Below are 25,354 nucleotides of genomic sequence, written 5' to 3' on the forward strand. Positions count from 1 at the left end.
AAACTATTAAGAATTTCTTTCGTTCCCTGTCGAGTTATCAATCGCCTCTACAGCTTTGTTAGAAAATGTTAACTCATCATTCAACGTCAGTATTTTAATGTTCTCCGAAGCACTTACAGATTACAGGCTATATAAAAAAACATTCTAAAAATCACGCAAAGTTTTTTGAATGGATATTCGATTTTTATTAGCATAATGCTTGGTAAGTGTGTAATCAATATTAGCACATTATGTCGATTTTTATTAAATATGTAAAATGGACAGTTCAGTAAGGCCATGTGCCGGTTCAGAGGGAAAATTTTGATTATTTTTAATAGTCGAAGGTATAATTTAGCCAGCAGGCGATTGGAATCTATTGGATGGAGTATGTTGCTGAAAAAAAGTGGTGCAGCATATACAGTGATTCGATTTAACGTGAATAGTACGATGTTCTAACAAACAATGAGCGCAGAATGAAAGGAGATTAACATACCTTCATAGTGAAAAAAAGTAACTATATTGGCAGTTAATTTCACTAGTATTGGTATGTCAGTTTGCTATCATTTTGTGGCTTCGGCTTCGCACTTCACATAAAAGCAAGTTTCAGAATGTGGAGTGCTATACAAAATGAAAGAGCGAATTATGAAGGAGGGAGAAAAATCTAGTCAGTGTATCGACAATGTAGAAATTAGAATGATTCGATTTAATGATGAAGGAGGGAATTGCGAAATGACTTTATCCAGACGTCAGTTTATCAAATTATCAGTTTCAACAGTTACTGTGCTTTCAGCTAGCTTGCCTTTTGAAGCAGAAAAGGCTCGTGCAGCCGGTTATGACCTCAAGCTTCGCGATGCGAAAGAAAACCCTAGTATCTGCCACTTCTGTGCAGGGGGCTGTGGACTGATCGTACATGTTCGTGACGGAAAAGTAATTAATATTGAGGGTGACCCCGACAACCCGACAAATAAAGGAAGTTTATGTCCTAAAGCCTTGGCTTGCATACAAGTGCGTGAGAACCCAGTTCGTCCCCTCAAACCTCTCTATCGTGCCCCAGGGGCCAAAGAATGGCAGCCGATTTCCTGGGATGAGGCTATTGAGAGAATCGCCCAAAAGATTAAAGAGGTTCGTGACACTACATGGATAAACGACGGGACTAACCGTACTGATGCCTTAGGGATGTTAGGCTCAGCGGAGGTAGATAATGAGGAAAGTTATCTGCTGACTAAGTTTATGCGTACAATGGGTAGCACCTACATTGAACACCAGGCCCGTATCTGACACGGTCCTACGGTGACAAGTTTGTCACCTACATTTGGTCGCGGTGCCATGACAAATTCATGGCCAGATATGGAAAATTCGGATTGGTTTTTAATTGCGGGTTCCAATTGCGCCGAAAATCATCCAATTGCCATGAAATATGTACTCCGGGCGCAGGCTAAGGGCGCAAAGGTTATCGTAGTGGATCCACGTTTCACGCGGACAGCATCGAAAGCTGATCTCTTTGCCCAAATTAGACCTGGTACTGATATCGCGTATTTAGGTGCCATCATCAACTATATCCTGCAAAACAATCTTTACAATAAGGATTATTTACTTAATTTTACGAATGCGACCTGCAAAATTAAGCCGGAATATAGCTTTAAAGATGGACTCTTTACAGGCTTTGACAGTGCCAAGAAAAGCTATGATAACAGCAGTTGGGGATATGTTCTGGACGAAAGTAACCAACCGGTTAAGGCTGAATTTCTTGAAGAGGACGGAACCGTATTCTCTATCTTAAAAAAACACTATAGTCGTTACACCCTTGAAATGGCAGCAGCCGTTACCGGCATTCCGGCAGCAACAATCAAGCAAATTGCCGATACAATGGCCAAAGGCGGCACTGGCTCCATACTATATGCATTAGGCATGACACAGAAAACTACAGCCTCACAAGGAATTCGCTGTTATGGCATTATTCAGTTTCTACTTGGTAATATCGGTAAGGCCGGCGGGGGCGTCAATGCGTTAAGGGGTGAGCCCAACGTACAAGCCTCAAGTGATATGGCTAATCTTTCCGATATTATGCCCGGATATATTCCTACGCCGATTGATGCTGATACTACCACTGCAGCATATGGGAAACGAAATGGTGCCTTTAATCAAAAGCATTTGATCTCTATATTAAAAGCTTGGTTTGGTGACAAGGCTACTGCCGAAAATGATTATTGCTACAACTATCTGCCACGGAGGCAGACTGGTAAAGACACAAGATATATTTCGATGCTTGAAGATATGGTTCGCGGTCAATTCAAGCTACTGCTCAATGTGGCCATCAATCCGCTGGTCAGTATTCCTAACAATCAGGTTGTGGCCGCTGCGTTGGCCAAATTAGAGATGATGGTTAATGTCGATATTTTCCAAACCGAAACAGCCAATTTTTGGAATGCGCCTGGGGTAAAGCCTGAGGACATCAAAACAGAGGTCATTATGCTGCCAGCCGCTTATCTTTACGAGAAAGCCGGCAGCATGACCAATAGCAGTCGTTGGATACAATGGAAGACGGCAGCCGTTAATCCTGAGGGAGAAACACTTCCAGACCTGGATATTCTTGATTTGCTCTTTAAGAAAGTAAGGGAACTTTATGCCGGCAGCTCCAACCCTAAAGATGCTCCTATCCTGAATGCTGTATGGGATTATGGCCATGAACCTGATCCTGAAAAAGTGTTGCAGGAGATTAATGGCTATAATATGAAAACCGGTAAATTGAATGCAACGCTAGGTGAATATCTGGCTGCGCCAGTAGGTGAAGTTTCGTCCGGATGCTGGATTTATGCCGGCGTATTTGGAAACGGCAACCTGGCAAAACGGCGGGGCACCAAAGATCCAAGCGGCTTAGGGATGTTCCATGATTGGTCATATGCTTGGCCGGCTAATATACGTATCCTGTATAATCGTGCGTCCTGTAATGCGCAAGGCCAGCCGGTGGATGAAAAACGCAAGCTTATCTGGTGGGATGCTTTCAAGGGACAATGGGGAGGCAACGATATACCTGACGTTATCGACCGTACCAAGGGACCTGATACACCGGAAGGAAAGCCGGCTTTCCGCATGAATGCCGAGCGAATGGGCCGCTTGTTTCTTGCTCCGTTTGCGAATAGACCAGTAGGTGCGGAGATTCCGACCGCTGTCTCAGCGATGCTCCCCGATGGGCCTCTGCCTGAACACTTTGAACCTGTTGAAAGTCCTACCGGCAACGTCCTGCATCCAAATACATCCGCCAACCCGTGCGCGCCAGTGCGTGAAGTTTTAAAAGGTAAACAAGATATCGGCACTAGTGATAAATATCCTTATGTATTAACAACCTACGGTGGTGGTACCGAGCAATTTTGTTCCGGATCACTCACCCGGAATCTACCTTGGCTGAATGAACTTAGGCCGGAGACTTTTGTGGAAATGGGTGCTGCCCTGGCCAAAAAATTGGATATCAAATACGGCGAGATAGTGGAAGTGTATTCGGCGAGAGGTTCTATTAAAATTAAGGCGTTAGTGACCGAGCGAATTCAGCCGCTGAAGATTAACGGCAAAGAAGTTCACACGTTAGGCATCCCGTTCGGTTGGGGACACATAGGAATAGCAACCGGGCCGGGGGCTAATGCATTGACTCATGGTGCAGGTGACCCTGCCGCAGGAACACCTGAATACAAGGCCACGCAGGTTAATGTAAGGAAGGTGAAATAAGATGGCTGATAAGATGAGCGCTTTATTTGACGCATCCAAATGTACCGGCTGCCAGGCTTGTTCAGTTGCCTGCAAGCAGTGGAACGAACTGCCGGCAGAGAAGACGACCCATACCGGCAGCTATCAGACCCATCAAAACTTCACTCCAAAAACCTGGAGTTTTATTACCTTTAATGAAGTATGGGAAAATAATAAGATGGAGTGGCTGTTTCTTAAGAAACAGTGTATGCACTGCGCTGACGCTGCTTGCGAAAAAGCTTGTAACAATGGTGCTATTTCCCATACTGACAAGGGCTTTGTTGTCATTGATAAGCAAAAATGTATTGGCTGTGGCTATTGTGTGGCCAACTGTCCCTTTAATGTGCCGTGTGTTGATCCAAAAACCAACAAGTCCACTAAGTGCACCGGTTGTCCTGAGCGGGTATCCAATGGTCTTCGGCCTGCTTGTGTTCAAGCTTGCCAGCCTGAAGCACTAACATTTGGATCCAGGGATGAAATCATGGGAATGGCTAAAAAACGTCTTGACCAAATTAAGCCGAAACATCCCCAGGCCATGATCTATAATGCTCCTAAACTAGAGGGAATCAATTTTACATATATTCTCCTCAGAGATCCTAAGTATTACGACTTGCCGAATGATCCAACAGTATCGTCAGCAATTAGCATATGGAAAGATATTATCCGTCCGGCCGGACAACTCATGAACATCGGTGCAATTGCCGGTTTTGCCGCTATATTTGCAGTAAGCAAAGTCATCGGAAGCAAACATAATGATCATCATGAACATCAGGGAGGCGGAAAAGCCGATGCTAATAGATAATAATTATGTTCATCGTCATGAGAAAGGCTTTATTATCTGCCACTGGATGAACGCAATTTCGTTCATTATGCTGTTTGTGACTGCCCTGCCGCTGTATACAGATACGTTTAAGTTCCTGTATGATGTTTTTGGCGCATATAATCTTCAGATAATGCATCGTGTATTTGCTGTGATTTTTATCGTGACACCTTTTTTAGGTTTTTTCATTGCCCGCAAAGGCTTTTCACTTTGGGCAAAAGAGATTTTAACGGTCAATCCTGCTGAGGATATGGCATTTATGAGTAAATTCCCATTGGAATTGATCGGCCTTCATCCGGAAGGAGTACCGAAACAAGGTTTCTACAATTCTGGTGAAAGAATGAATTCAGCGCTGCAGATAGGTATATGGCTTCTGCTTGTTGCTTCCGGTCTGGCTCTCTGGGTCGGTAACTCCTATTTGTCACGAGAAACTATGGCTTGGATGGGCCCGTTACACAGTGCTGCTGCAGGTTTGGGCTTTGCCGCATTCCTGGCACATCTTTATCTGGCAGCGGTTGCTAACCCTGATTCCTTACGCGGCATGAGAAAAGGTAACATCCATGTACGCTACGCCAAAGCACATCATGAAAAATGGTATGAAGATCTGATTGCCCGCGGCGAATTTACTCGTGAAGAAGCGGAAAAAGCAATAAAGGCCGATGCAATGGGCAAAAGCGCCTCTGGTTCCATGTAAATGGTAGCGGAAAGTGAAGCAAGAGGAGAAATTACAATGATAACTCGCACGGAATTTGCTGATATTTTAAAGTTGCTTAAACAGAAAATTACTCTTATTAATCTAGATTATTATGGTGATTTAATACATAAACTTTGGCACGAGCGAGTAGTAAAGAGTGAACCTGCTTTGTCAGAAACTGAGTTTCCCGTCAAAGCCGCAGCTCAACTAGTAGTCGAAGTTATCAGCAATCGCGAAAATCATGTGTTATCAAGTATTCAGGCCGAAGAATTAGTGCAGCAATATTTAGCCCAACAGTCTATTCATGTATACTGGCAGCAAACTGGTATTGTTCCTGAACACGGCGATATGTATATACATTTATCCTGTAAAATTGCAGTAGAGAAACTGGCTGATTTAGTAACAGGTATTATCTCATTAGAAAATTGGGATAAAAATGTATGTCCGGTTTGTGGCGATGTCCCTGGGTTTGGCTGTTATGACAAACCGGAAGGAAAGCGTTTATTAGTGTGCGGGGCTTGTTTGACGAAGTGGCGCTATAAGCGTATTGGCTGTGCTTTTTGCCAAGAGGAAGAACCCAAGCAATTAAAAGTTGCAACTGCTGATGAATTTCCCGGGTGGATAGCTGCGGTATGTCAGACATGCAACGGCTATCTTAAAACAGCAGACTTACGTATGTTGGCGTCTGAGCCTAATTGGTATGAGGCGGTAATGGAAACGCTACCTCTTGATTATGCTTTGACACGCGACAGCAAAAGTATGTAGAACTCTACAAAAATATGGTAGGCCACCCCTTAGTAGACAGGAAGTATGATTAAACGTACAACTTGTTACTAAGGGGGTTTTTTATATGCCCAGATCCTCAGTGAGGGTATAGATGTTGGATATTTCTTGTAATATAATTGTTGACAAAAAACAAAACGACGTGGTATCTTAATAATAAATACAACACTTTTTATAAGTATTATAAAAAGTGTTAGGGAGGGGGACAATATGCTTCCAATAGCTAACAATACGATTAGAGTTAAGCAGATCAATGTTGAGCTTGTCAAAACTGCTTTGAAGGCTTTGACAGTTGGAACTAAATTAACTATAGCAAATGCAACAGGGTTAAGTGTAGCAACGTGCGGCAACATTCTAAATGAGCTATTAGAACGTGGAGAGGTTATTGAAGCTGATTTAGAGCAGCCTAATGGTGGCCGTCCGGCCCAGCGTTTTATGTATAATGCAAATTATTCTTATATTGCTTGTATCTTTGTGAGTAATGAAAAAGGAGTCTATAGAACTATTCATGCAGTTACCAATTTAACAGGTGAGATTATTGAGGAAAATTCGGCTGAGGTAGAAATCATCAACTATGAAGTCATAGATAATCTGATTGAAAAACTGATTTACAATTACGAGAATATCAAGGCTGTCGGAATTGGCATACCAGGGATTATTCATAGAGGCGTAATTGGTGCTGGCGATATTGAAGAGCTGGTAAATCTTCCATTAGCTACCCGGTTAAAAGCTAAATATAATCTAAAAATTACAGTTGAAAATGATATGAATCTAACCGCATATGGCTTTTATAAAAAACAGAATTATGATGAAGACAAAACGATTGCGGTTGTAACTTTTCCTCAGGATAATTGTTCCGGTGCAGGGATAATTGTTGATGGGCATATTATTAAAGGCAATACTAACTTTGCAGGAGAAGTGTCCTATTTGCCTTTTGATCATTCACGAGAAGAGCAAATAAAGCAGATAAATAGTGCAGATGTTTTTTTCCCTTTAATGGTGAAAACAATTGCATCAATTATAGCAATTATTAATCCTGAAACCATTGTAGTAACAGGAGGCTTAATCCGGTCAGATATGCTTGAAGAGCTTTCTGATGCTTGCCGGAAAATAATACCTCATGAGCATATGTCACAGATAATTATACAAGAGAATATGCAGGATGATTATATAAATGGCTTGGTTTCTATTACCTTAGAGAGTCTGACTTGTGATATTCAACTAATAGAAAAAAGAATGTAAGGAATTGCAACATAATGAGAATTAGGCATTCTGAATGTCCCGTACCAGGTTTTTGGGAACAACTTTCCACACGGGTAGCATTTTTTATTGCTGGATTTGGGATCGCAGCATGGGCACCTCTTGTTCCCTACGCTAAGAATCGCCTTGGTATTGATGAGGGTGTTCTGGGACTTCTTTTGCTGTGCCTGGGTGCAGGATCTATTATTACCATGCCCCTCGCTGGCGCACTTGCAGCGCGCTTTGGTTGCCGTATGATGATTTGGGTTGCTAGTTTGCTTATCTGTGTTTCTTTACCACTGCTTGCCATGGTCGCAAGCGTTCCGGCACTCATCATTACACTGCTGATCTTCGGTGCTGCGATTGGTGCGGTCGATGTGGTAGTCAATATCCAAGCCGTGATTGTTGAGAAAGCCAGTGGTAGAGCAATGATGTCCGGGTTTCACGGGTTATGGAGTGTTGGAGGTTTCGTTGGCGCAGGTATTGTTAGTGGCCTTCTCGGGGCAGGCGCATCACCGCTGGCAGCAGTGTTTTGTGTCATAGTGGTGATTGTAGGACTTTTATTAACTTTCGGAAAGCACTTGCTGCCCTATGGGAGTGAAGAAAAGGACGCGCCGTTGTTTGTTCTTCCTAAAGGAATTGTCCTTTTCATTGGAGTTTTGTGCTTCATTGTTTTTCTTGCGGAAGGATCGATGCTGGATTGGAGCGCCGTATTTTTGTCTTCGCAGAGAGGGGTTGATTTTTCTCATGCAGGACTTGGCTATTCCCTGTTTTCAGTTGCGATGACGATAGGCAGGTTGAGTGGTGATCGTGTTGTTCAGGCATTTGGCGGAAAAAAGATACTTATCTTCGGGGGGATATGTGCGGCGTTAGGATTTACCATTACTATATTCATTCCAACTTGGATAGCCTCGCTTATTGGCTTTGGGCTGGTCGGGTTAGGCGCTTCCAATATTGTGCCGGTATTGTATTCGGTACTGGGCCGACAGAAAGTCATGCCGGCAAACTTGGCGGTCTCAGCTGTTACGACCCTTGGTTATTCAGGCATTCTGGCGGGTCCGGCACTCATTGGTTTTATTGCTCATACAACGAGCCTCTCCTTCGCTTTTTTATGTGTCGCCGCAATGCTGCTGATTGTAGCAGTTAGTGCTCGTGTCGCAACTGAATAGTCTAGGCGACTGTAATTTCGTAGTTCACATTAGAATAAAACCATTAGGTTGGTGATAAACATGGTAAAAGGAGCCCAGATTTTCCGGTTTGGGGCTTGGCTGAAACTCTTGCGGGATAATGCGGTAATTTTATATTATGCATGGCGTCATCCGTTAACCCCTCAATATGTAAAAGGCTTACTGGCAGCGCTGCTTGTCTATTTGGTCAGCCCGATTGATCTACTGCCAGATTATCTGCCATTTTTGGGAATTGCAGATGATGCTGCGCTTGTCACTGGGGCTATGATGTATTTGACTCATTTGTTGCCTAGTTCAGTACTTGATGAAAGTAAACGCCAGAGCGAGAAATGGGGCAGGCGGCTGCCTTATATTTTCGGTATGCTGGCGGTAGCGGCAGTGGCCTGGATTGTGTTGGTTATAGCTATATTTAAGAAAGTTTTTTTTGAATAAACATGGGGTGCATTAGATTTCTATCGCCCATAGCTTGATTTCTTTGACAAAAAAAGGATCGTCAAAAGCCACCTATTGGCTTTGGGCGATCCTTTTACTTGCTGGCAATCGATTGAAGAGCTATTCTGTCAGTATTAATTCCTGTCTCGAATTTTCAGCCACTCATCTCTTGTCAGGAAACTCTCTTCCACATTGCCTTCCATTTCAAGATACATTGTGTAAGGGACACTGAATGAAAGGATATCCTTATCTACTTGTTTACGGGCAGAAACATCGATAAGTCCGACGACCGCTTTCGGCTTAGCCGATTTCCCCTCATGCAAGGGAAGGATGCAGAGGCTATGGCAGCCGGCGCCCCAAGGGATGATAACATTATCACCGCCATGTCTGGCATAGTTTGCCAGCACTGTCAAGGCAGAAAGCTGATCAGGTGTAGTAAGAAAAACTACCACTTCAGGTTTTTCTTCAGGCAGAAGATTCTCCAGCGGTTTAAAAATTACGTATTCAGTAGGCACATCGTAATAGGGGAGGGCATCGGCAAAGGACTTGGCGAATTCAGGTGTTTTCTTGTATGCTTCACCGTGGCTTAGGGCAGGCCAATTTTTTACTATGTTTTTACCCAGCTCGCTTTCGCAGAATTCTCTATTGCCCGAAGACAGGAAATATTCTATACCCCCCGGCATACCGATGTAAGTATTACCAAAGCCGAGCCCAGCACCGCCGCCGATACAGCCAAATGTTTTGCGGTCGAAAACCGCTGTCCGTCCCTTGGCAGCTGCATTCAGCATGGACACTACACAGCCCCAGCGGCCTTCTTTGAACTGTAAAGCTTCTGCGGGTTTTTCTGCAGCGAATATAATGGCTACGGGAGAATACCTTAGATTAACGGCTGCCGCGATCTTACTTGTCATTGTGATCCACCTCTCATTTTTTTTAGTAGAATTACTAAAGATTCTTTTTCTTGTGCAGAGAGATTCGAAGCTATTTCGGTATTAGCCTTGAGCGATAAACAGGAAACACTGTGCTCTAACCTCCGGCCTGCTTCTGTCAGGCTTATCATGAAAACCCGTCTGTCTTCCGGATGGGGCGCGCGGTTAACCAATCCCTGGTTTTCAAGACGATCAATGATGCCGCTGATGGTCGTGCGGTCCATTTCCATAGCTGTTCCCAACTGGATTTGTGACTGTTCGTCTTTTTTCCAGAGAAAAGCCAACATTGAGAACTGAGGTGGTGTGAGATTATGAGATGAGAGTTTCTCGCGAAAGATTTGAAAGGCTCGTTGGTGACACTTAGAAAGAAGAAAACCAAGGCTTTCTTCGATGTCATAGCCACCAGTTTTATTACTGTTCAATGTATTCAATTGACCTCCTTTCCTTATTTTGGTTAAATTATATCACTGTTATGATTGTTTGTATACTGATTATTTTTTCTGGATTGACTTAGATATACACATCCATTTCTCTGTAGCCTGCTACAACGGTCAGCAGACTACAGAATTTTATATAGCAGGCAGGAGGAGTTTTATCAGCGGCAGATAACTCTTTATAAGAATATAGTAAACTAGAGTGGGGATGGATTAAGTCGTGTATATTTATACTGATATAGTTGGACAGTTTTCCTGTCAAATGTGTGGAACCTGCTGCCGCAATCACTGGCAGGTCACTATGGACGAAGCCAGTTACCGCCGCAATGAGGCGCTGTTTACAGCCGGCGGCCGTAAGGCCGAGTTTGCTCAGGCATTTATTGCTTTTGACGGTCAGGGCGGTTATGGCGAATACGCCTACATCGCCAAACAAGCTGGAGGTGGCTGCTGGTTTCTGGACGAAAGCAACAGCTGCCTGTTGCACAAAGAGGCCGATCATAGCCACCTTGACGCTGTTTGCCAGACCTTTCCACGATACCCCATGAGTACAGCACGGGGAATTGAACTGACGTTAAGTTTTAGCTGTCCAGCAGTATTGAAGCTGGCTGACCGAACTGAACCGCTTGCTATTATCAAATCTGACAGGCAGCCGATTGATTTAGTTGATAATAATTATGCGGCTGAAGTTTATCCTGCGCAGCAGTCATTAAGGAAACCGCTTCATTACTATTTTGAATTGGAGACACATTTTATTGATATTTTGCAGTGCCGGACTATGCCGCTTAGCCAGCGCTTAGCTTTTCTTGCCGAGACAGTCAAGGCGGTAAACAGTCTAGTTCAGGATGAGACAATCGCGCGAGAGCTAACTGCATTATTTAATCGCAATTATGATTGGTTGGACGAACTGGCTGTTGCTGCTGTAGCGCAGCCTGTATCTAGCTTCGGCACAGGATTACTTGAAAACTTTTTTGTAAGCTTTGTCTTCAAAAAGCCTTTTTATCTATATGGATTTGAAAAAACACTGAATTTGTTTGATCATATGTGGGAACAAATCGTCAATGCAGACGACATTGCTAAAGCCATTATGAAACTTGAGTTTCAATATGGTCATGACCGCCAGTCTCTGTGGCGGAAGTAAGGTGATTCCCAAATGGTATGAAAAATGAGATTGCTTCACATACATTCGCAATGACTAAAAGGGATAATCCTTCCTGGTCATTGCGAACAATAGTGTGGCAATCTCATTTCACACAACTGTTTTTTTACTACCGCTTTACAACAGTATATGTGCTGAGTGTAGTACCATTTTGGTCAACAAACTTAATGTGAATAGGGTCATCGAAGTTTAAGGCTAAGCGGTCGATGGGAATTACATCATTGGTTTTAGTCAGTGAGAGTCTGTGGTTCTCCAGCGGGCTTTTGGTCCTGATGGTGACGGTCAGGTCATTGCCTGTCTGGACAACCTTTTCAATACCAATGCCATAGCCTCGTTCAGTTACTGAACCGATATGAGCATAGAGGACTACCTGACGGCCAAAATCAATTGAGTCAACCTTATCGACAATGATGCCAGGGAGGTCTGCGGCAGCGGCCGATTGAGGCTTGGACAGCAGGACACCGAGTTTCATATCTGCCGGATAGGTACTTTGATTCCAGGTCCAGCCAGCAAACGAATCGTTGGTGTAAAGTACCCGTTCGTTGGCAGTGACCACTGGACCGGTAGCAGCGCCTAATGTTCGATAACCATATAGGCTGGCTGGACGATAGGTAGCCGGGTAATTACCATTACCGATGCCACGGATGGTGGTAATAACCCACTTTCCACCGCTTCGCTCTAAATCAACCTTGAATTTTTGACCACTGGTTTTTACTTCGACAATAGCTTTGCCACCAGTAACCGATAATAGGGTAAATGTGTCATTGTATGCATCAAAGCCAAATGTGCCAGCATTGTCTCTCACAACATCAACAGGGTCGCCACCATGAATAACGCCGCCGCTATCACCGCCGGTAATGATTTCTTTTACGCTATCGATTTTCCAGCTGTCATTGTCCTTGGTTAAACGGACTCTAAAGGTTTTGCCATTGTCTGTACGAACGGAGACAACTGCCTCGGTCGAACTTTGCCATTGTAGCGAAAAGCTGTCATGCCGGTCAAAACCATATGCTGCTGCAGCTGCTTTGACGGCGGCAACCGGTGAAGATGAAACAGTTTGATTTTCATTAGGGCGGTTTTTATCCTCATCTGTGTTGCGGTCAGGGGTACGGTCTTTGGTAGTTTCCGCAGCGGGGACATTGGTGGGCGTTGTCTGGTCAGGAGAAGCCGCTTCGGTGATCGGGGCTGGGGAGGCCACCACAGTATTTTCAGCAGCATGAACCTTGGAGATGGGGAGACCAGGCAGCAGAGCCGAGGTTACAACGGCGGCGCCAGCAAGGGCAGCCACTAGGTGCTTGTATCTGCGTTTGGCATTTTTTCTACGGCTGTTGTGCTTCATGTTATTCTCCTTTCGTTACCAAGGTTTTTGATCCTGTAAGAAAGTGTAACTTTCCGTCTGGATAAGGGCAACATCGGCTTCCGCTTTCGCTAAGGCTCGGCGCAAGCCGTGTTTACTTTATATCCTGATAGAAAGTTTATTTAGTTTTTTGTTAGTGTCTTCTAAAATAAGCGCCAGCAACCGAGTTAGTTTATGGTGGATTAGCCAAGTCTGCGCGTTATTTGCTTTTATTGACAGACAAGGATACGAGTGCTAACCTAGGATAAAATGGGAAGAAAAAAATCGGAGGGTACTATGCCGCAGATTATTATTAAAGGAATGGAACTAGATAAGATCAAAGATATAAGTAAACCACTTGTTGACGAGCTTCACGTTATTATTGGCTGTCCACGCGATTATTTTACTTTAGAAGCCGTGAACAGTGTTTTTATTATGGACGGCAGGCAGCAAGAGATTACTCCTCTTGTGCAGGTAAACTGGTTTGACCGTGGGCAGGAAGTGCAGGATCAGGTGGCTGCTGCCATCTATCGGCATGTTTTAAGTGCGGGGTACTGTCATGTTGAAACTTTTTTCGTAGTCTTACAGGAAAATAGGTATTACGAAAATCAGAATCATTATTAGAGCATTTAGGCGTAAAAGAGTTTTTGGGTATACTGTTGTGGCGTGAACAGTACAGCTGAAGCTACAGAGCCTGTTCTCTTGTCTCCTTTTTGGAGACCGGAGAACAGGCTCTGTGTTTTTATTTTTTCCTCTGGTGTAAGATCTTTGCCGAGCAAAGCAGGAATTTAGCAAAAAAAGTAGAATATGACCGAAGTTTTGAATAGTGTACACTATTGGATTTATGTCCTTGTTAGATATATAGCTAATAGTGCCCTAGTTTCTTTACTGTAGGAAGGGTTGGGTTGATTATCAGGCTGGTTAATTGGGACGAATTTTATAGTGAATTGCAGCAGGATTGCAAACTGTTCATTTTTATTTTGGGAGTATTTTGCCTATTTCGCGTTGGGTTTATTGCAGTCATGCACTCTTTTCTGAGTGAGGCCGCAACAATAAGCGACATTGCTGCTGCGCTATATTATGGTTTTCGCATTAGTTTAAAAAGCGCCGGGTTAATGGTGCTTATGCCGCTAGTTTGCTGCACTGGTCTCAGACTTTTTCTTCCTTGGAAGAGGCTGAGTCATATTCGGCTTTACCTGGGGGCAGTATATGTTACCTTACTCAGTTTTTTATTTCATGCACGCATTCCCTATTATCAAGAGTTTCGTATGGCGTTTAATCAACTGTTGTTTAATACGCTAAATGACGATGTATCGGCCATTGTCCATACTGTTATTGAGCAGTATAACCTGCCTGTCAGGGTGCTGCTGGCTTCGGCTACGGCGTTTTTGCTGTGCAGATTGCTTAGGCGTTGGTTGGCATCCAAAACATATTCGTTTCCCCGGTTGTCTAAATGGTATCACAATATTGCTCTGCGCGCCGCGCTGCTTGTTGCCATTTACTATCTCACAATTTTTATCCGTTTTGGCGGCAGTATGACCTTTGCCCATAACATTGATTGGGAGAACTCGGGGATAACCAAAGACCAACTGCTGAATGAAGCCATCTTAGATGATGTGCAGGCCTTGTACCGGGCCTATATTTTGCATGAGCGGGTGTCGGCCTCCACCGGGCTGGATATGGATCCAGGTCGATTGGCTGACTATGGCGGTTATATGGCCGGGCATACGGTCAAGTCGGCTAACTTAGATGATTTTTTACGTAAAACAGTGGTAGGTGGGACAGACGCACCGCCCAGGCAGGTATTCTTAATTATTGCCGAAAGCTATGCCAACTGGCCGCTGCTGCCACAGTACAGCAATCTCAATATTGCCAACGGACTCAAGGGAATCATTGCCCAAGACGAGGCTGCCTATGTCCCAAACTTTTTACCTAATGGTATGAGCACCATCTCTGGTGTTATGGGGGTAGTTACTGGTTTGGCTGAGGCCAACCTGTACCTGAATTATTTGCCTGAATCGTACAAGGAGCCGTATGCCACTGCCTTAGCACCGCAGATGAAACGCCTGGGGTACTCGGCCGACTTCTGGTATGCTGGTCCTAATTCCTGGGAAAAAGTAAGAGATTTCACGCTGGCCCAAGGATTTGATTCATTTTACGGTATGGGTGATTATGACAGCACAGGCGGTAATGTCTGGGGTTGTGACGACTATTATCTCTATGAGGCTGTGCTTGGTCATGTAAAAAGTGACAGGCCTGGTTTTCACGTTATTCTTACCGTGTCCAACCATTCACCTTACACAGTCGATCTTGCCCGGGAGGGGTTTGACCCGGGTATTGTTGCGGCTGGACTGCCAGAGAAGCTTAGGAATGATCCGGAATTTATCAAGAAACTGGGGCATTTCTGGTATGCCGACAAAATGCTGGCCCAATTTGTCAAAGAGGCCCGTAGGCAATATCCGGACAGTTTGTTTGTCATTGTCGGCGATCACGCTGACCGGGTCAATATCGAGACAAATCCTCCCCTGTTTGAGCGCTATGCTATCCCTTTTGTCGTTTACGGCAAAGGCATCAGCAAAGAATCTTTACCTGAGCAAACCGCCGGCAGTCATATCAATGTCACGCCCACTTTGCTGGAACTTGTTGCCCCCAGTGGTTTTGAGTATTATTCGCTAGGACACAGCCTGACTAAAGGCAATGACTTTGGCATGAATTATGGTTTCTGGATTTCGCCAGGCCATATCGGCAAAGCTGAGAGCGAGTATAGCGAGAACCACTTGACTAAAAGCGGTCTGATACCACCTGCTCAGGATAAAATCCGCCAGGAGATTGATTCAGCCAGAGCTATATCCTGGTGGCGGATTAAATATGGGAAGCAGCTAAAGCTATGAACTTAGTTAAATCTGCCGCCAAAGGAAAAGTAAAATTTTCTATCTGTGGCGACATCTTTTTCGTAGATTCTTTTATATAAGGCTGTCTCATGATCCCTGGTAACATATTGCAAGCCAATATTGGCCTGAGACAAAAATGCATCATACCTAGTCCCCTCAAACATGATATCAGAAAAGGCCAGGAGTTGTGGGGTGATAGGATAGTCAAATTTACGGGAGAAGCTGAAAGTAAAATTGGAGTAATCGTCAACAAAGCTTATCTGCAGCTTTGAGCGGGTAGAGTTGAAGTTAGTATCCAGCCTATGCTGAACATATTTATTAACAATGTCGGTTGCCGTAGTCTCTTCACAAATGGCAGGCAGGGGTAATAAAGTCAGGGTAAACACCGCGGCAGCAAACAGAAACATTACCTGGTTAACCTCCTAGTAATTATGTCACCTTGTATTCGTGATGAGGGGTAATTTATCCTTCACTGCTGTCGAGTGAGTTTCGTTTTATCTACCGGTGTGATATACTAATATTTGGATAAAAAACAGGAAGAGAGTGAGACTTATGAAAAAATATCTAGTTGCTTTTATTGCAATGGTAACACTTTTAGTACTCTTGACTGCCGGGTGTGCTGGCAGCAATGTTACTTTGCCCAATCAGACTGAAACAACTCCCAAGCAAACGCAAACTGAAGGTACAAGCAAGAAGAATAGTGTAGCATTATTTGAAACATCAAAAGGAATTTTCCGCATTGAGTTGTCTGAGGATAAAGCGCCGCTGACTACCAAAAATTTTATTACACTTGCCAATAAAGGGTTTTATAACGGGCTGATTTTTCACCGGGTCATTGAGAATTTCATGATTCAGGGCGGTGACCCTAAGGGGAATGGCACAGGCGGTCCAGGCTATACCATCCCTGATGAATTTCACCGTGACCTCAAGCATAACGAAGGCGTAATTTCCATGGCGAATGCTGGCCCGAATACTGGCGGGTCACAGTTCTTTATTACATTGAAAGCTACACCTTGGCTTGATACCAAACACGCTGTGTTTGGTAAGGTAATTGAAGGCATGGATGTTGTTCACGCCATTGGTAAAGTCAAGACAGGGGCGCAGGATAAGCCGTCAGAGGATGTTGTCATTAAGAAGATTACAATTGAACAAGCCAAGTAATTGTAAAAGGCCGGAGAATAGTCCGGCCTTTCTAAATGTCTAAGGAGTGTCAATAAATCTAACGACAATTAGAGGGAAATAGAGTTTTTGGGTAGAATGTTGCAAAGAGTAATCATTCTGAGGGGGAGGGATGTGTCATGCCAGTAGAACGCCGCTATCCTTTTTCCTGGCGGTTGTTGGGTGACATTCCTTTAGGCAGGCCTAATCTAGGGGTTAATACGCGCCTGGAGGTGTACCGGCTGATGCAGTTTGCTCTACGTGATGTGCTGGAGCGGCAAGTAGGCATTGAGCAGACTGATAGAATTTTTTACGAGGCGGGATACTTCGCAGGTAACGAATTTTACCGTCACTTTATTGGTGAGGTCAAAGATTTCCATGAATTTATCAGACAGGCGCAGATTGCTTTGCGCGATATGGGAATAGGCATCTTGCGGGTCGAGAAGGCTGATTTGGAGCAGTCGAAGTTTATCTTGACTGTTGGGGAAGACTTAGAGTGCTCAGGGATGCCTGAGCTTAATTATGAAGTTTGTGTCTACGATGAGGGCTTTATTGCCGCGTTGATGGAGAGTTTTAGTGGTAACAAATTCAAGGTAAAAGAGGTTGACTGCTGGTGCACTGGTGAGCGGGTATGCCGCTTTAGTGCTGAATTGGAAAAATGAGAAGAGTGAAATAGATAATGAGCAAGCAGGATAGTGACAAATTCCAGTTACTCGACATGGCAGTGAAGTCCTTGCGCGAAAGTGTATTTGAGGGCCGGGCAGCGTGTGAGATTACGGAAGAGCTCAAAAGGCACGAGGGATTTAGGAAACTCCATGATGACTTGACTCATCTACAGCAATTTGTGCTACTTATGGCTAACGGCGATTTGTCCAAAGATATTTATATTAAAGGCTATTTAGCGGGGGCACTTAAGACACTGCAAGCTAATTTGCGCCACCTGACCTGGCAGGCTCAGATGATTGCCGAGGGAGATTTAACACAGCGGGTAGACTTCATGGGTGATTTTTCCTCAGCCTTCAATGCCATGGTGGAATCTTTAGCAGAGATTATTGGTGAAAACAAAAAAGTTGAACAGGGACTAAGAAGTAGTGAGGAGAGCCTTAGAAATCTCTTTGAATCAGCGCCGTTTCCTATGATTGTTACCTCATTTGCGACTGGGCAGATCCTGTTTGTAAATAAACCGGCTGTTGAGTTTTACGAGTTAGATTACCAAGCGGTATCGACAGTAAAGACGACGGATCTTTATGTTGATAGTACTGCAAGACAGCAGATGCTGGCGACACTGCTGGGCGAGGGACAGTTTAACGGGTTTGAGACGCAAATACGAACAAGGAAAACAGGGCAGTTGAAGTGGGCCTTGATTTCGGCCAGATTCACCCAGTTTTGGGAGGAAAATTGCCTAATCAGTACGCATATAGATATTACTGAGCGCAAGCAAATAGAGGAAGATCTCACCCGTTTGGCGGCTATTGATGAATTGACAGGTATTTATAATCGGCGCTACTTTCTGCAATTGGCAGCAACGGAATGGGAACGGGCCTGCCGGTACAAACGGGATATCGTGGTGCTTGTTTTAGATATTGATCATTTTAAAGTAGTTAATGATACCTATGGACATCCTGGTGGTGATCAGGTATTGCGCGCATTGGCAGACAGTTTTAGTCAGATGCTTAGGCAGCAGGATGTTTTTGGACGGATTGGCGGCGAAGAATTTGCGGTGCTCTTGCCAGAGACCGGAGTGGATGCTGCCCTGCAGGTGGCTGAACGTTTGCGGGTGGCTTTGCAGCAGCAGACAATTCAGCTTGAGGACGGCCAGTCTCTCAGCATTACTATAAGTATCGGCGTGGCCGCGACCAAGGATACTGACAAAAACTTTGGCGATATGCTGACTAGAGCTGATAAAGGTTTGTACTTAGCGAAAGGATCAGGACGCAACTGCGTGAAACAGTATAATGATGAGGCAATTGCGTGAAGTGACAACAGGGAGGCGAAACCGTGGAATTACAAACAATTGAACAAGCGGTTGGCGAGTTTATTGCCAGAACGCCGCTTAATGCTGCGGCTGAAATCGGACTGGCGAAAATCTATGACAAGCCGCTCATTGGCATAGCCAGTGCTGAAGATGTCTTATTTGATAAACTAAAAGACGAGAATATTGTCGGTCCTAACCATATGTCGCCGCGTGAGTGGCTGCCAGCTGCCCGGTCAGTGATAGCATACTTTCTGCCATTTACCCAGGCTGTGCGTGAAGCAAACAGACAAGGGCAACTGCCTGCTGCTGAATGGCTGTATGCGCGGATTGAAGGCGAAATGGTCAACAATGCATTACGCACATTTCTTGTAGAATGGGTTACTCAGGCTGGCTATCAGGCCGTGTCGCCAGGGCTGGATGCGCGGTTTGGGGTAGTTAGCCGCAAGAGCAACTGGTCAGAACGGCATGCAGCTTATGTGGCTGGTTTGGGAACCTTCAGCCTTAACCGATCATTGATTACCAAAGCGGGGGCAGCCGGGCGACTGGGAAGCGTCATAGTTACAGCCGTCACTCAACCAACGCCCCGCAGTTATCAAACCTATGACGAGTATTGCAGCAAATGCGGTGTCTGTATCAAGCGCTGTCCGCCTAAGGCCATCGACGATAATGGCAAAGACAATGAGATTTGTGCTAAGTTTTTGGACGGTACAGCAGAGCGGTTTAAGCCCCGGTATGGCTGTGGAAAATGTCAGACGTCCGTACCGTGTGAAGCAGCCTCACCTGTTTAGGTGATTTTGTCTTCACTTAAAGAACAAAACAGTGCGATTAACGCCGTAAATACGAGATTTTTACTACAAAACACCAAGCCGTTTGCTAAAACGGCTCTTTTTATTACTTCCAAACTTTAACGTGTTAAAGTAGAATAGAGATAGATTTTGAGGGAGAGTGGAGGAATAAAGAGTGAAAAAATTAATAGCAGCTATGTTAGTGTTACTGCTCGCAGGGTTGTTGGTGGCCGGGTGCGGTGGAGCCGACAAGAAAAAAATTGTGGTTGGCCTTGACGACAATTTCCCGCCCATGGGTTTCCGTGATGATAAAAATAACATTGTAGGTTTTGACGTGGATATGGCCAAAGAAGCCGCCAAACGGTTGGGTATGGAAGTGGAGTTCAAGCCCATTGACTGGAACAGCAAAGAAGCCGAGCTGAGTGGTAAGCGGGTTGACATGCTGTGGAATGGCCTGACAATTACTGAAAAGCGCAAAGAGAATATTCTCTTTACCAAAGCATATATGGAGAATCGCCAAATTATCGTTGTGGCTGCTAATTCGCCGATTAAGACAAAGACTGACCTGGCAGGTAAAGTAGTTGGCGGTCAAGAAGGCAGCAGCAGTATTGAAGCCATCGAAAAAGATGCGGCAACCATGAAATCCTTTAAAGAACTTAAGAAGTTCGGCGACAACGTGGCTGCGCTCATGGATTTAAAGACAGGACGCCTTGATGCTGTTGTTGTAGACGAAATCGTCGGCCGCTATTACATAGCTAAAAAACCAGGCGAATACACGATTATCGCTGATAACTTCGGTTCAGAAGAATATGGTGTAGGGCTGCGCAAAGAAGATAAAGAACTCTTAGCTAAACTGCAAAAAGCCATGGATGAAATGAAAAAAGATGGTACTTCGGCTAAAATTTCCAAGCAGTGGTTTGGCGACGATATTGTAAAGTAAGGAAGAAATAAATGGACTACGTAATCGGAATATTGCCGCCCCTGCTGGAGGGGACGGCAGTAACCCTGCAAATGTTTTTTTCCACTATCGTGCTCTCACTGCCGCTCGGGCTGCTGCTGGCTCTGGCCCGTATTTCCCGGTTCAAGGCACTGAGCGGCGCAGTCGGGGTGTATATCTGGCTGTTTAGAGGGACACCCCTTATGCTGCAGCTGCTGTTTATCTATTTTGGCCTGCCGTTTTTGCCCTATATCGGCATTAGGCTGCCTGATTTTCCGGCTGCATTACTGGCGTTTGTACTAAACTATGCTGCTTATTTTGCTGAAATATTCCGGGCTGGCATCCAGTCGATTGATCGTGGGCAGTATGAAGGGGCCAAGGTATTAGGCATGACCTATGTGCAGACAATGCGCCGCATCGTTTTGCCGCAGGTGATCAAAAGAGTGCTGCCGCCAGTAAGCAATGAGACCATCACGCTGGTCAAAGATACCTCACTTATTTATGTTCTGGCCATGAATGATCTGCTCAGGACAACCAGGGCGATTGTACAGCGGGATTTCAACACCACGCCCTTTATTGTGGCTGCTGTTTTTTACCTGATTATGACGCTGGTGCTTACCTGGGGATTCCAAAAGCTCGAAAAAAAGTACGCTGTATATGACGACTAGGAGCAAAGCGCGATGAATATGATTAAGGCAGTAGACATTCATAAGAAATTTAATAACCTTGAAGTGTTAAAAGGCATATCGCTTACGGTAAACAAAGGCGAGGTCATTGCCATCATCGGCCCCTCCGGTTCAGGTAAAAGTACTTTTTTACGCTGCCTTAACCGGCTGGAAACCATTGATCAGGGAACAATTGAGATTGAAGGCGATGTGTTGGTTGCAGGCAGCGCTGATGGAAAAGTCCAGTATGCCGCCGAAGCCGAGGCAAGGCAGATTTGCCGCCGGATGGGAATGGTATTTCAACAGTTTAATCTGTTTCCCCACCTCACTGTGCTGGAAAACGTGATTGAAGCCCCGATTACTGTCAAAGGCGTTAAACGTGAGGACATTGTGCCGCAGGCTGAAGAGCTTTTGCGCAAGGTAGGGCTGGCCGAGAAACGGGATGTGTACCCCTCAAGGCTGTCTGGCGGACAAAAGCAGCGGGTAGCCATTGCGCGGGCTTTGGCGATAAACCCTGACATCATGCTGTTTGATGAACCTACTTCAGCGCTTGATCCTGAACTGACAGGCGAAGTATTAAAGGCCATGCGCAAGCTGGCTGAAGAGCATATGACCATGATCGTAGTTACCCACGAGATGGCCTTTGCCAGAGAAGTAGCCAACCGCGTTATCTTCATGGACAATGGCGAGATTGTCGAACAGGGGACGCCGGAAGCTGTTTTTGGTTCACCGTCGCAGCCCAGGACGAAGGCATTTTTAAATCGAGTTGTATAGAAAATAAAAGCGAGATTGCTTCGACTTGTGAAGCAATCTCGCTTTTGTGTTCATTTTACTTATTTAGATCTTGCTGTGATTTACCTTTTTGAATTCAGCAAGGATTTCTTGTGCTGGCGGGGTATCGAAAATACTTACAACATAAATGGCCAGCGCGGACAAAATAAAGCCAGGAACAATCTCATACAGTCCAAACAGGGCCAGTTGCTTCCAAACAAGCACTGTAATACCACCGACGACAATCCCGGCTAACGCACCGTTTCTGGTCATACGATTCCAGAATAGCGACATCAACAATGCGGGGCCAAAAGCAGCACCAAAGCCAGCCCAGGCATAGGAGACCATATCTAATACAAAGTTGTTGGGGTCTAAACCGATGAGAACTGCGACAATAGAGACGCCCACGACAGTCATACGGCTAATCCAGACCAGTTCTTTTTCACTGGCGTCTTTATGAATTAAGGCCTTATAAAAGTCTTGCGAGACAGCCGACGCAGTAACCAAGAGCTGGGAAGACGCGGTACTCATGACAGCGGCTAAAACGGCCGAGAGGATCAGACCAGCAAAGAAGCTGGAGAACAGGTCATGGGTCATAACCATAAATACGGTCTCAACCGCCGAACCTTCAAGTGGTGGCTTTAGATATACCCGGCCAACCATGCCGACTAAGACTGCAGCGGTTAATGACAGGATGACCCAGGTCATGGCAATGTTGGTGGCTTGCTTGATTTGCGATGATGAGCGGATGGCCATAAATCTGACCAATATATGTGGCTGGCCAAAATAGCCAAGCCCCCAAGCTAAGAGAGAAATGATAGCAATAAGCGATAATGGTTTACCATCAGGCGTGGTAAATGGGTTAAACATCTCAGCATTAAGGGTAGAGAGCGCTGCAACCGTAGTAGCCGGTCCGCCCATCATGAAGGACGCAGTAACCGGTACAGCCAGGATGGCAAAGAACATCATGACCCCTTGGACAAAATCTGTCCAGCAAACTGCCATAAAACCGCCAAGAAAGGTGTAAAAGACTACGACAAAAGCGCCCAACACCATAGCCCAGTTATAAGGTAGGCCAAAAACGGTACTAAATAGCTTGCCGCCGGCGACAAAACCTGATGACGTATAAATTAAGAAGAAGATAAGGATAAATACGGCAGATATTACCCGGAGGATTTGAGAGTTATCCCGGAACCTATTCTCGAAAAAGTCAGGCATGGTCAGTGAATCGTTGGCAATTTCGGTGTATTGGCGCAGCCGCTTGGCGACAAATCGCCAGTTTACCCAGGTTCCCAAAATCAGGCCAAGGGCAATCCAGCCTGCCCCAACACCAGCTACATAGGCGTAACCTGGCAAGCCCATAAGCATCCAACCACTCATATCTGAGGCCTCCGCACTCATGGAGGTAACCCAGGCACCCAATTGGCGGCCGCCTAATATGTAGTCCGACATATTTTGCTCTTTCCGCCAGTAATAGATGCCGATAGACATCATGGCACCCAGATAGACGATAAAGGCACAGATGACGCCGATATTCATTTCTAACATATGTTTATCTCCCCCCCTTACATTGTATGAAAATTATACCGCTAAAATGCAAAAATGTGCAATAGGCAGGGATTTATAATTGAAAAGTATATATTGTTCGGACATAAATATTTTAAGGGGGTTAACCTAAATTGGGTTTTGACAGGTTGGGAGGCTATAGGCTAAAATATAGAGGTATTTGCTAAATATCGTGAGGAGTATAAAATGAGTGTTTTAACTGTTGAAAATGTATCACATGGCTTTGGCGCCCGTGCAATTCTAACTGAGGCTTCGTTCCGTTTGTTAAAAGGCGAGCACGTCGGGCTTATCGGCGCTAATGGCGAAGGAAAGTCTACCTTTTTAAATATTATTACTGGCCAGCTGTCACCAGACGAGGGGAAAGTCGAATGGTCTAACCGCGTAACTGTCGGCTATCTTGATCAGCACTCTGTCCTGACTAAGGGTAAAACCATCCGTGACGTGCTGCGGGAAGCTTTTCAGAAGATGTTTGACCTTGAGGCTGAGATGCTGGGTCTCTATGACAAAATGGGTGACGCTGCCCCTGAAGAAGTTGAGAAGATGATGGCAGATGTTGGCGAGCTGCAAGACATGCTTGAACACGGCGGTTTCTACATTCTTGACGCCAAAATTGAGGAGGTAGCCAACGGCTTAGGGTTAGGCGATATCGGCCTCGACCGGGATGTTGCTGATTTAAGCGGCGGCCAGCGTACCAAGGTGCTCTTGACTAAGCTGCTGCTGCAAAACCCCACCATCCTTATTCTGGACGAGCCGACAAACTACCTTGACTTTGAACATATTGAATGGCTGAAAAGATATCTTAAAGAATATGAAAATAGCTTTATCCTGGTCTCCCATGATATTCCGTTTTTAAATGAAGTTGTTAATGTCATTTATCATGTTGAAAACGCTGTTCTTACCCGCTACACGGGCGACTATGAGCAATTCCAGCAGATGTATACTATGCGAAAAAGCCAGGAAACCCGGGCTTACGAGCGGCAACAGCAGGAAGTTGACCGCTTGGAGGACTTTATTGCCCGCAATAAAGCCAGGGTGGCTACGCGCGGTATGGCCAACAGCCGCCAGAAGCGTCTGGAAAAGATGGAGATTCTGGAAAAACCCCGGGAAAAACCTAAGCCGACATTCCAGTTCCGCGAAGCCCGGACGCCCAGCCGGTTTATTGTTGAGGCTAAGAATTTGGTGCTTGGCTATGACGAGCCGCTTACTAAGCCTGTTGACATTACACTTGAGCGTGGGCAGAAGGTTGCCATCAGGGGCGTTAACGGCCTGGGTAAATCAACCCTGCTGAAAACGTTACTGGGTTACATCCAGCCTGTTGATGGCAAAGTTATCCTGGGAGACTACCTTCACCCCGGTTATTTTGAACAGGAATCCAGCCGTAACAACAGTAGAACAGCTATGGAAGAGGTTTGGGATGAGTTCCCAGGACTGACTAACTTTGAAGTTAGGGCAGCCTTGGCTCGCTGCGGTCTCACCAATGAGCACATCACAAGCCAGATGATGGTATTAAGCGGCGGCGAGAACGCCAAAGTCCGGCTATGTAAGCTGATGCTTAAAGACATTAACTGGATGGTGCTTGATGAGCCGACCAACCACCTTGATATTGAAGCTAAGGCCGAACTCAAAAGAGCGTTGATTGAATTTAAAGGTACCATTCTCTTGGTTTCCCACGAGCCTGACTTCTATGAAGACTGGGTAACTGCTGTGTGGAATGTCGAGAATTGGACAACTAAAATAGTATAGATAGGAATTAGGCGGTTTGTGAGCATTGTCACAGACCGCCTTATTTATTTGCGTTATAATTGCATCAGTTGCTGGAATAATTTCATGTAAGGACTGGATAACGTAACTAATAGCCAGCTAAATGAGCGGAGGGAAT

23 protein-coding genes are annotated in these 25,354 nt (G+C 45.2%); 18 read left to right on the forward strand and 5 right to left on the reverse strand.

The window, feature by feature from the left end:
- The first annotated feature begins 708 nt into the window (after positions 1 to 708).
- From fdnG to B9A22_RS01690, 7 genes are all read left to right on the forward strand, one after another.
- Positions 709 to 3,699, forward strand: a complete 2,991-nt coding sequence (fdnG, locus tag B9A22_RS01660; protein ID WP_084573852.1) for a formate dehydrogenase-N subunit alpha — start codon at positions 709 to 711, stop codon at positions 3,697 to 3,699.
- Position 3,700: 1 nt separating this feature from the next.
- Positions 3,701 to 4,519: a 4Fe-4S dicluster domain-containing protein gene (locus tag B9A22_RS01665; protein ID WP_084573853.1), complete on the forward strand. Its 819-nt coding sequence runs from the start codon at positions 3,701 to 3,703 to the stop codon at positions 4,517 to 4,519.
- Positions 4,470 to 5,231: a formate dehydrogenase subunit gamma gene (locus tag B9A22_RS01670; protein WP_342747803.1), complete on the forward strand. Its 762-nt coding sequence runs from the start codon at positions 4,470 to 4,472 to the stop codon at positions 5,229 to 5,231. The genes B9A22_RS01665 and B9A22_RS01670 overlap by 50 nt, the downstream gene beginning before the upstream one ends.
- 36 nt (positions 5,232 to 5,267) lie before the next feature.
- Entirely contained in the window at positions 5,268 to 5,996 is a 729-nt protein-coding gene (locus B9A22_RS01675; protein WP_176215344.1) for a formate dehydrogenase accessory protein FdhE, read from the forward strand.
- A gap of 228 nt (positions 5,997 to 6,224) precedes the next feature.
- Positions 6,225 to 7,256, forward strand: coding sequence for an ROK family protein (locus B9A22_RS01680; protein WP_084573856.1), 1,032 nt, complete (start codon positions 6,225 to 6,227; stop codon positions 7,254 to 7,256).
- 14 nt (positions 7,257 to 7,270) lie between these two features.
- Positions 7,271 to 8,422, forward strand: a complete 1,152-nt coding sequence (locus B9A22_RS01685) for an MFS transporter (protein ID WP_084573857.1) — start codon at positions 7,271 to 7,273, stop codon at positions 8,420 to 8,422.
- A 60-nt stretch (positions 8,423 to 8,482) separates the two neighbouring features.
- On the forward strand, positions 8,483 to 8,872 hold the full coding sequence (locus B9A22_RS01690) for a YkvA family protein (protein WP_084573858.1): 390 nt from the start codon (positions 8,483 to 8,485) through the stop codon (positions 8,870 to 8,872).
- A 134-nt stretch (positions 8,873 to 9,006) separates the two neighbouring features.
- Here the strand turns inward: B9A22_RS01690 and B9A22_RS01695 are convergent, their stop codons facing one another.
- Positions 9,007 to 9,783, reverse strand: a complete 777-nt coding sequence (locus B9A22_RS01695; RefSeq protein ID WP_084573859.1) for a DUF169 domain-containing protein — start codon at positions 9,781 to 9,783, stop codon at positions 9,007 to 9,009.
- Positions 9,780 to 10,232, reverse strand: coding sequence for a MarR family winged helix-turn-helix transcriptional regulator (locus B9A22_RS01700; protein WP_217805849.1), 453 nt, complete (start codon positions 10,230 to 10,232; stop codon positions 9,780 to 9,782). The genes B9A22_RS01695 and B9A22_RS01700 overlap by 4 nt, the downstream gene beginning before the upstream one ends.
- Before the next feature lie 223 nt (positions 10,233 to 10,455).
- Here B9A22_RS01700 and fliB point away from each other — a divergent pair, with 223 nt between their 5' ends.
- Positions 10,456 to 11,373 carry a flagellin lysine-N-methylase gene (gene fliB / locus B9A22_RS01705; protein WP_084573860.1) on the forward strand — a complete coding sequence of 306 codons (918 nt, stop codon included), beginning with the start codon at positions 10,456 to 10,458 and terminating at the stop codon, positions 11,371 to 11,373.
- Between the two features lie 127 nt (positions 11,374 to 11,500).
- Here the strand turns inward: fliB and B9A22_RS01710 are convergent, their stop codons facing one another.
- A complete protein-coding gene (locus B9A22_RS01710) occupies positions 11,501 to 12,730 on the reverse strand; it encodes a hypothetical protein (protein WP_084573861.1) in 1,230 nt (409 codons plus the stop codon).
- Positions 12,731 to 13,024: 294 nt separating this feature from the next.
- On the opposite strand from B9A22_RS01710, the gene B9A22_RS01715 reads away from it, so the two are divergent.
- Together B9A22_RS01715 and B9A22_RS01720 are read left to right on the forward strand one after the other, a co-directional pair.
- A complete protein-coding gene (locus tag B9A22_RS01715; RefSeq protein ID WP_084573862.1) occupies positions 13,025 to 13,351 on the forward strand; it encodes a DUF1904 family protein in 327 nt (108 codons plus the stop codon).
- Between the two features lie 281 nt (positions 13,352 to 13,632).
- Positions 13,633 to 15,618, forward strand: a complete 1,986-nt coding sequence (locus B9A22_RS01720; RefSeq protein ID WP_084573863.1) for an LTA synthase family protein — start codon at positions 13,633 to 13,635, stop codon at positions 15,616 to 15,618.
- 2 nt (positions 15,619 to 15,620) lie between these two features.
- Here the strand turns inward: B9A22_RS01720 and B9A22_RS01725 are convergent, their stop codons facing one another.
- On the reverse strand, positions 15,621 to 16,025 hold the full coding sequence (locus tag B9A22_RS01725; RefSeq protein ID WP_084573864.1) for a hypothetical protein: 405 nt from the start codon (positions 16,023 to 16,025) through the stop codon (positions 15,621 to 15,623).
- 145 nt (positions 16,026 to 16,170) lie between these two features.
- Here B9A22_RS01725 and B9A22_RS01730 point away from each other — a divergent pair, with 145 nt between their 5' ends.
- The 7 genes from B9A22_RS01730 to B9A22_RS01760 all read left to right on the forward strand — a co-directional run bounded on the left by B9A22_RS01730 (position 16,171) and on the right by B9A22_RS01760 (position 21,912).
- Entirely contained in the window at positions 16,171 to 16,779 is a 609-nt protein-coding gene (locus B9A22_RS01730; protein ID WP_084573865.1) for a peptidylprolyl isomerase, read from the forward strand.
- Positions 16,780 to 16,916: 137 nt separating this feature from the next.
- Positions 16,917 to 17,438: a V4R domain-containing protein gene (locus B9A22_RS01735; protein ID WP_084573866.1), complete on the forward strand. Its 522-nt coding sequence runs from the start codon at positions 16,917 to 16,919 to the stop codon at positions 17,436 to 17,438.
- Positions 17,439 to 17,455: 17 nt separating this feature from the next.
- Complete coding sequence (locus tag B9A22_RS01740; RefSeq protein ID WP_084573867.1) at positions 17,456 to 18,751, forward strand: diguanylate cyclase; 1,296 nt, start codon at positions 17,456 to 17,458, stop codon at positions 18,749 to 18,751.
- A gap of 23 nt (positions 18,752 to 18,774) precedes the next feature.
- The gene (locus tag B9A22_RS01745) at positions 18,775 to 19,539 is read left to right on the forward strand and encodes an epoxyqueuosine reductase (RefSeq protein ID WP_084573868.1); all 765 of its coding nucleotides are present in this window, start codon (positions 18,775 to 18,777) and stop codon (positions 19,537 to 19,539) included.
- A 172-nt stretch (positions 19,540 to 19,711) separates the two neighbouring features.
- Positions 19,712 to 20,476, forward strand: a complete 765-nt coding sequence (locus B9A22_RS01750) for an amino acid ABC transporter substrate-binding protein (protein ID WP_084573869.1) — start codon at positions 19,712 to 19,714, stop codon at positions 20,474 to 20,476.
- 11 nt (positions 20,477 to 20,487) lie between these two features.
- Positions 20,488 to 21,141 carry an amino acid ABC transporter permease gene (locus B9A22_RS01755; RefSeq protein ID WP_084573870.1) on the forward strand — a complete coding sequence of 218 codons (654 nt, stop codon included), beginning with the start codon at positions 20,488 to 20,490 and terminating at the stop codon, positions 21,139 to 21,141.
- 12 nt (positions 21,142 to 21,153) lie between these two features.
- Positions 21,154 to 21,912: an amino acid ABC transporter ATP-binding protein gene (locus B9A22_RS01760; RefSeq protein WP_084573871.1), complete on the forward strand. Its 759-nt coding sequence runs from the start codon at positions 21,154 to 21,156 to the stop codon at positions 21,910 to 21,912.
- A 63-nt stretch (positions 21,913 to 21,975) separates the two neighbouring features.
- Here the strand turns inward: B9A22_RS01760 and putP are convergent, their stop codons facing one another.
- On the reverse strand, positions 21,976 to 23,457 hold the full coding sequence (gene putP / locus B9A22_RS01765) for a sodium/proline symporter PutP (protein WP_084573872.1): 1,482 nt from the start codon (positions 23,455 to 23,457) through the stop codon (positions 21,976 to 21,978).
- A 204-nt stretch (positions 23,458 to 23,661) separates the two neighbouring features.
- Here putP and B9A22_RS01770 point away from each other — a divergent pair, with 204 nt between their 5' ends.
- Complete coding sequence (locus tag B9A22_RS01770) at positions 23,662 to 25,218, forward strand: ABC-F family ATP-binding cassette domain-containing protein (RefSeq protein ID WP_084573873.1); 1,557 nt, start codon at positions 23,662 to 23,664, stop codon at positions 25,216 to 25,218.
- Positions 25,219 to 25,354: the final 136 nt, after the last annotated feature.

Origin of the sequence: Sporomusa malonica (genome assembly GCF_900176355.1) — a bacterium.
GTDB lineage: Bacteria > Bacillota > Negativicutes > Sporomusales > Sporomusaceae > Sporomusa > Sporomusa malonica.

What these genes read in the sequence shown, in the direction of transcription:
- B9A22_RS01665 (WP_084573853.1), top strand. Translation starts at nt 3,701, where the DNA reads ATGGCTGATAAGATGAGCGCTTTATTTGACGCATCCAAATGTACCGGC.
- B9A22_RS01670 (WP_342747803.1), top strand. Translation starts at nt 4,470, where the DNA reads ATGATCATCATGAACATCAGGGAGGCGGAAAAGCCGATGCTAATAGAT.
- B9A22_RS01675 (WP_176215344.1), top strand. Translation starts at nt 5,268, where the DNA reads ATGATAACTCGCACGGAATTTGCTGATATTTTAAAGTTGCTTAAACAG.
- B9A22_RS01680 (WP_084573856.1), top strand. Translation starts at nt 6,225, where the DNA reads ATGCTTCCAATAGCTAACAATACGATTAGAGTTAAGCAGATCAATGTT.
- B9A22_RS01685 (WP_084573857.1), top strand. Translation starts at nt 7,271, where the DNA reads ATGAGAATTAGGCATTCTGAATGTCCCGTACCAGGTTTTTGGGAACAA.
- B9A22_RS01690 (WP_084573858.1), top strand. Translation starts at nt 8,483, where the DNA reads ATGGTAAAAGGAGCCCAGATTTTCCGGTTTGGGGCTTGGCTGAAACTC.
- B9A22_RS01695 (WP_084573859.1), bottom strand. Translation starts at nt 9,783, where the DNA reads ATGACAAGTAAGATCGCGGCAGCCGTTAATCTAAGGTATTCTCCCGTA.
- B9A22_RS01710 (WP_084573861.1), bottom strand. Translation starts at nt 12,730, where the DNA reads ATGAAGCACAACAGCCGTAGAAAAAATGCCAAACGCAGATACAAGCAC.
- B9A22_RS01715 (WP_084573862.1), top strand. Translation starts at nt 13,025, where the DNA reads ATGCCGCAGATTATTATTAAAGGAATGGAACTAGATAAGATCAAAGAT.
- B9A22_RS01725 (WP_084573864.1), bottom strand. Translation starts at nt 16,025, where the DNA reads ATGTTTCTGTTTGCTGCCGCGGTGTTTACCCTGACTTTATTACCCCTG.
- B9A22_RS01730 (WP_084573865.1), top strand. Translation starts at nt 16,171, where the DNA reads ATGAAAAAATATCTAGTTGCTTTTATTGCAATGGTAACACTTTTAGTA.
- B9A22_RS01735 (WP_084573866.1), top strand. Translation starts at nt 16,917, where the DNA reads ATGCCAGTAGAACGCCGCTATCCTTTTTCCTGGCGGTTGTTGGGTGAC.
- B9A22_RS01740 (WP_084573867.1), top strand. Translation starts at nt 17,456, where the DNA reads ATGAGCAAGCAGGATAGTGACAAATTCCAGTTACTCGACATGGCAGTG.
- B9A22_RS01755 (WP_084573870.1), top strand. Translation starts at nt 20,488, where the DNA reads ATGGACTACGTAATCGGAATATTGCCGCCCCTGCTGGAGGGGACGGCA.
- B9A22_RS01760 (WP_084573871.1), top strand. Translation starts at nt 21,154, where the DNA reads ATGAATATGATTAAGGCAGTAGACATTCATAAGAAATTTAATAACCTT.
- putP (WP_084573872.1), bottom strand. Translation starts at nt 23,457, where the DNA reads ATGTTAGAAATGAATATCGGCGTCATCTGTGCCTTTATCGTCTATCTG.
- B9A22_RS01770 (WP_084573873.1), top strand. Translation starts at nt 23,662, where the DNA reads ATGAGTGTTTTAACTGTTGAAAATGTATCACATGGCTTTGGCGCCCGT.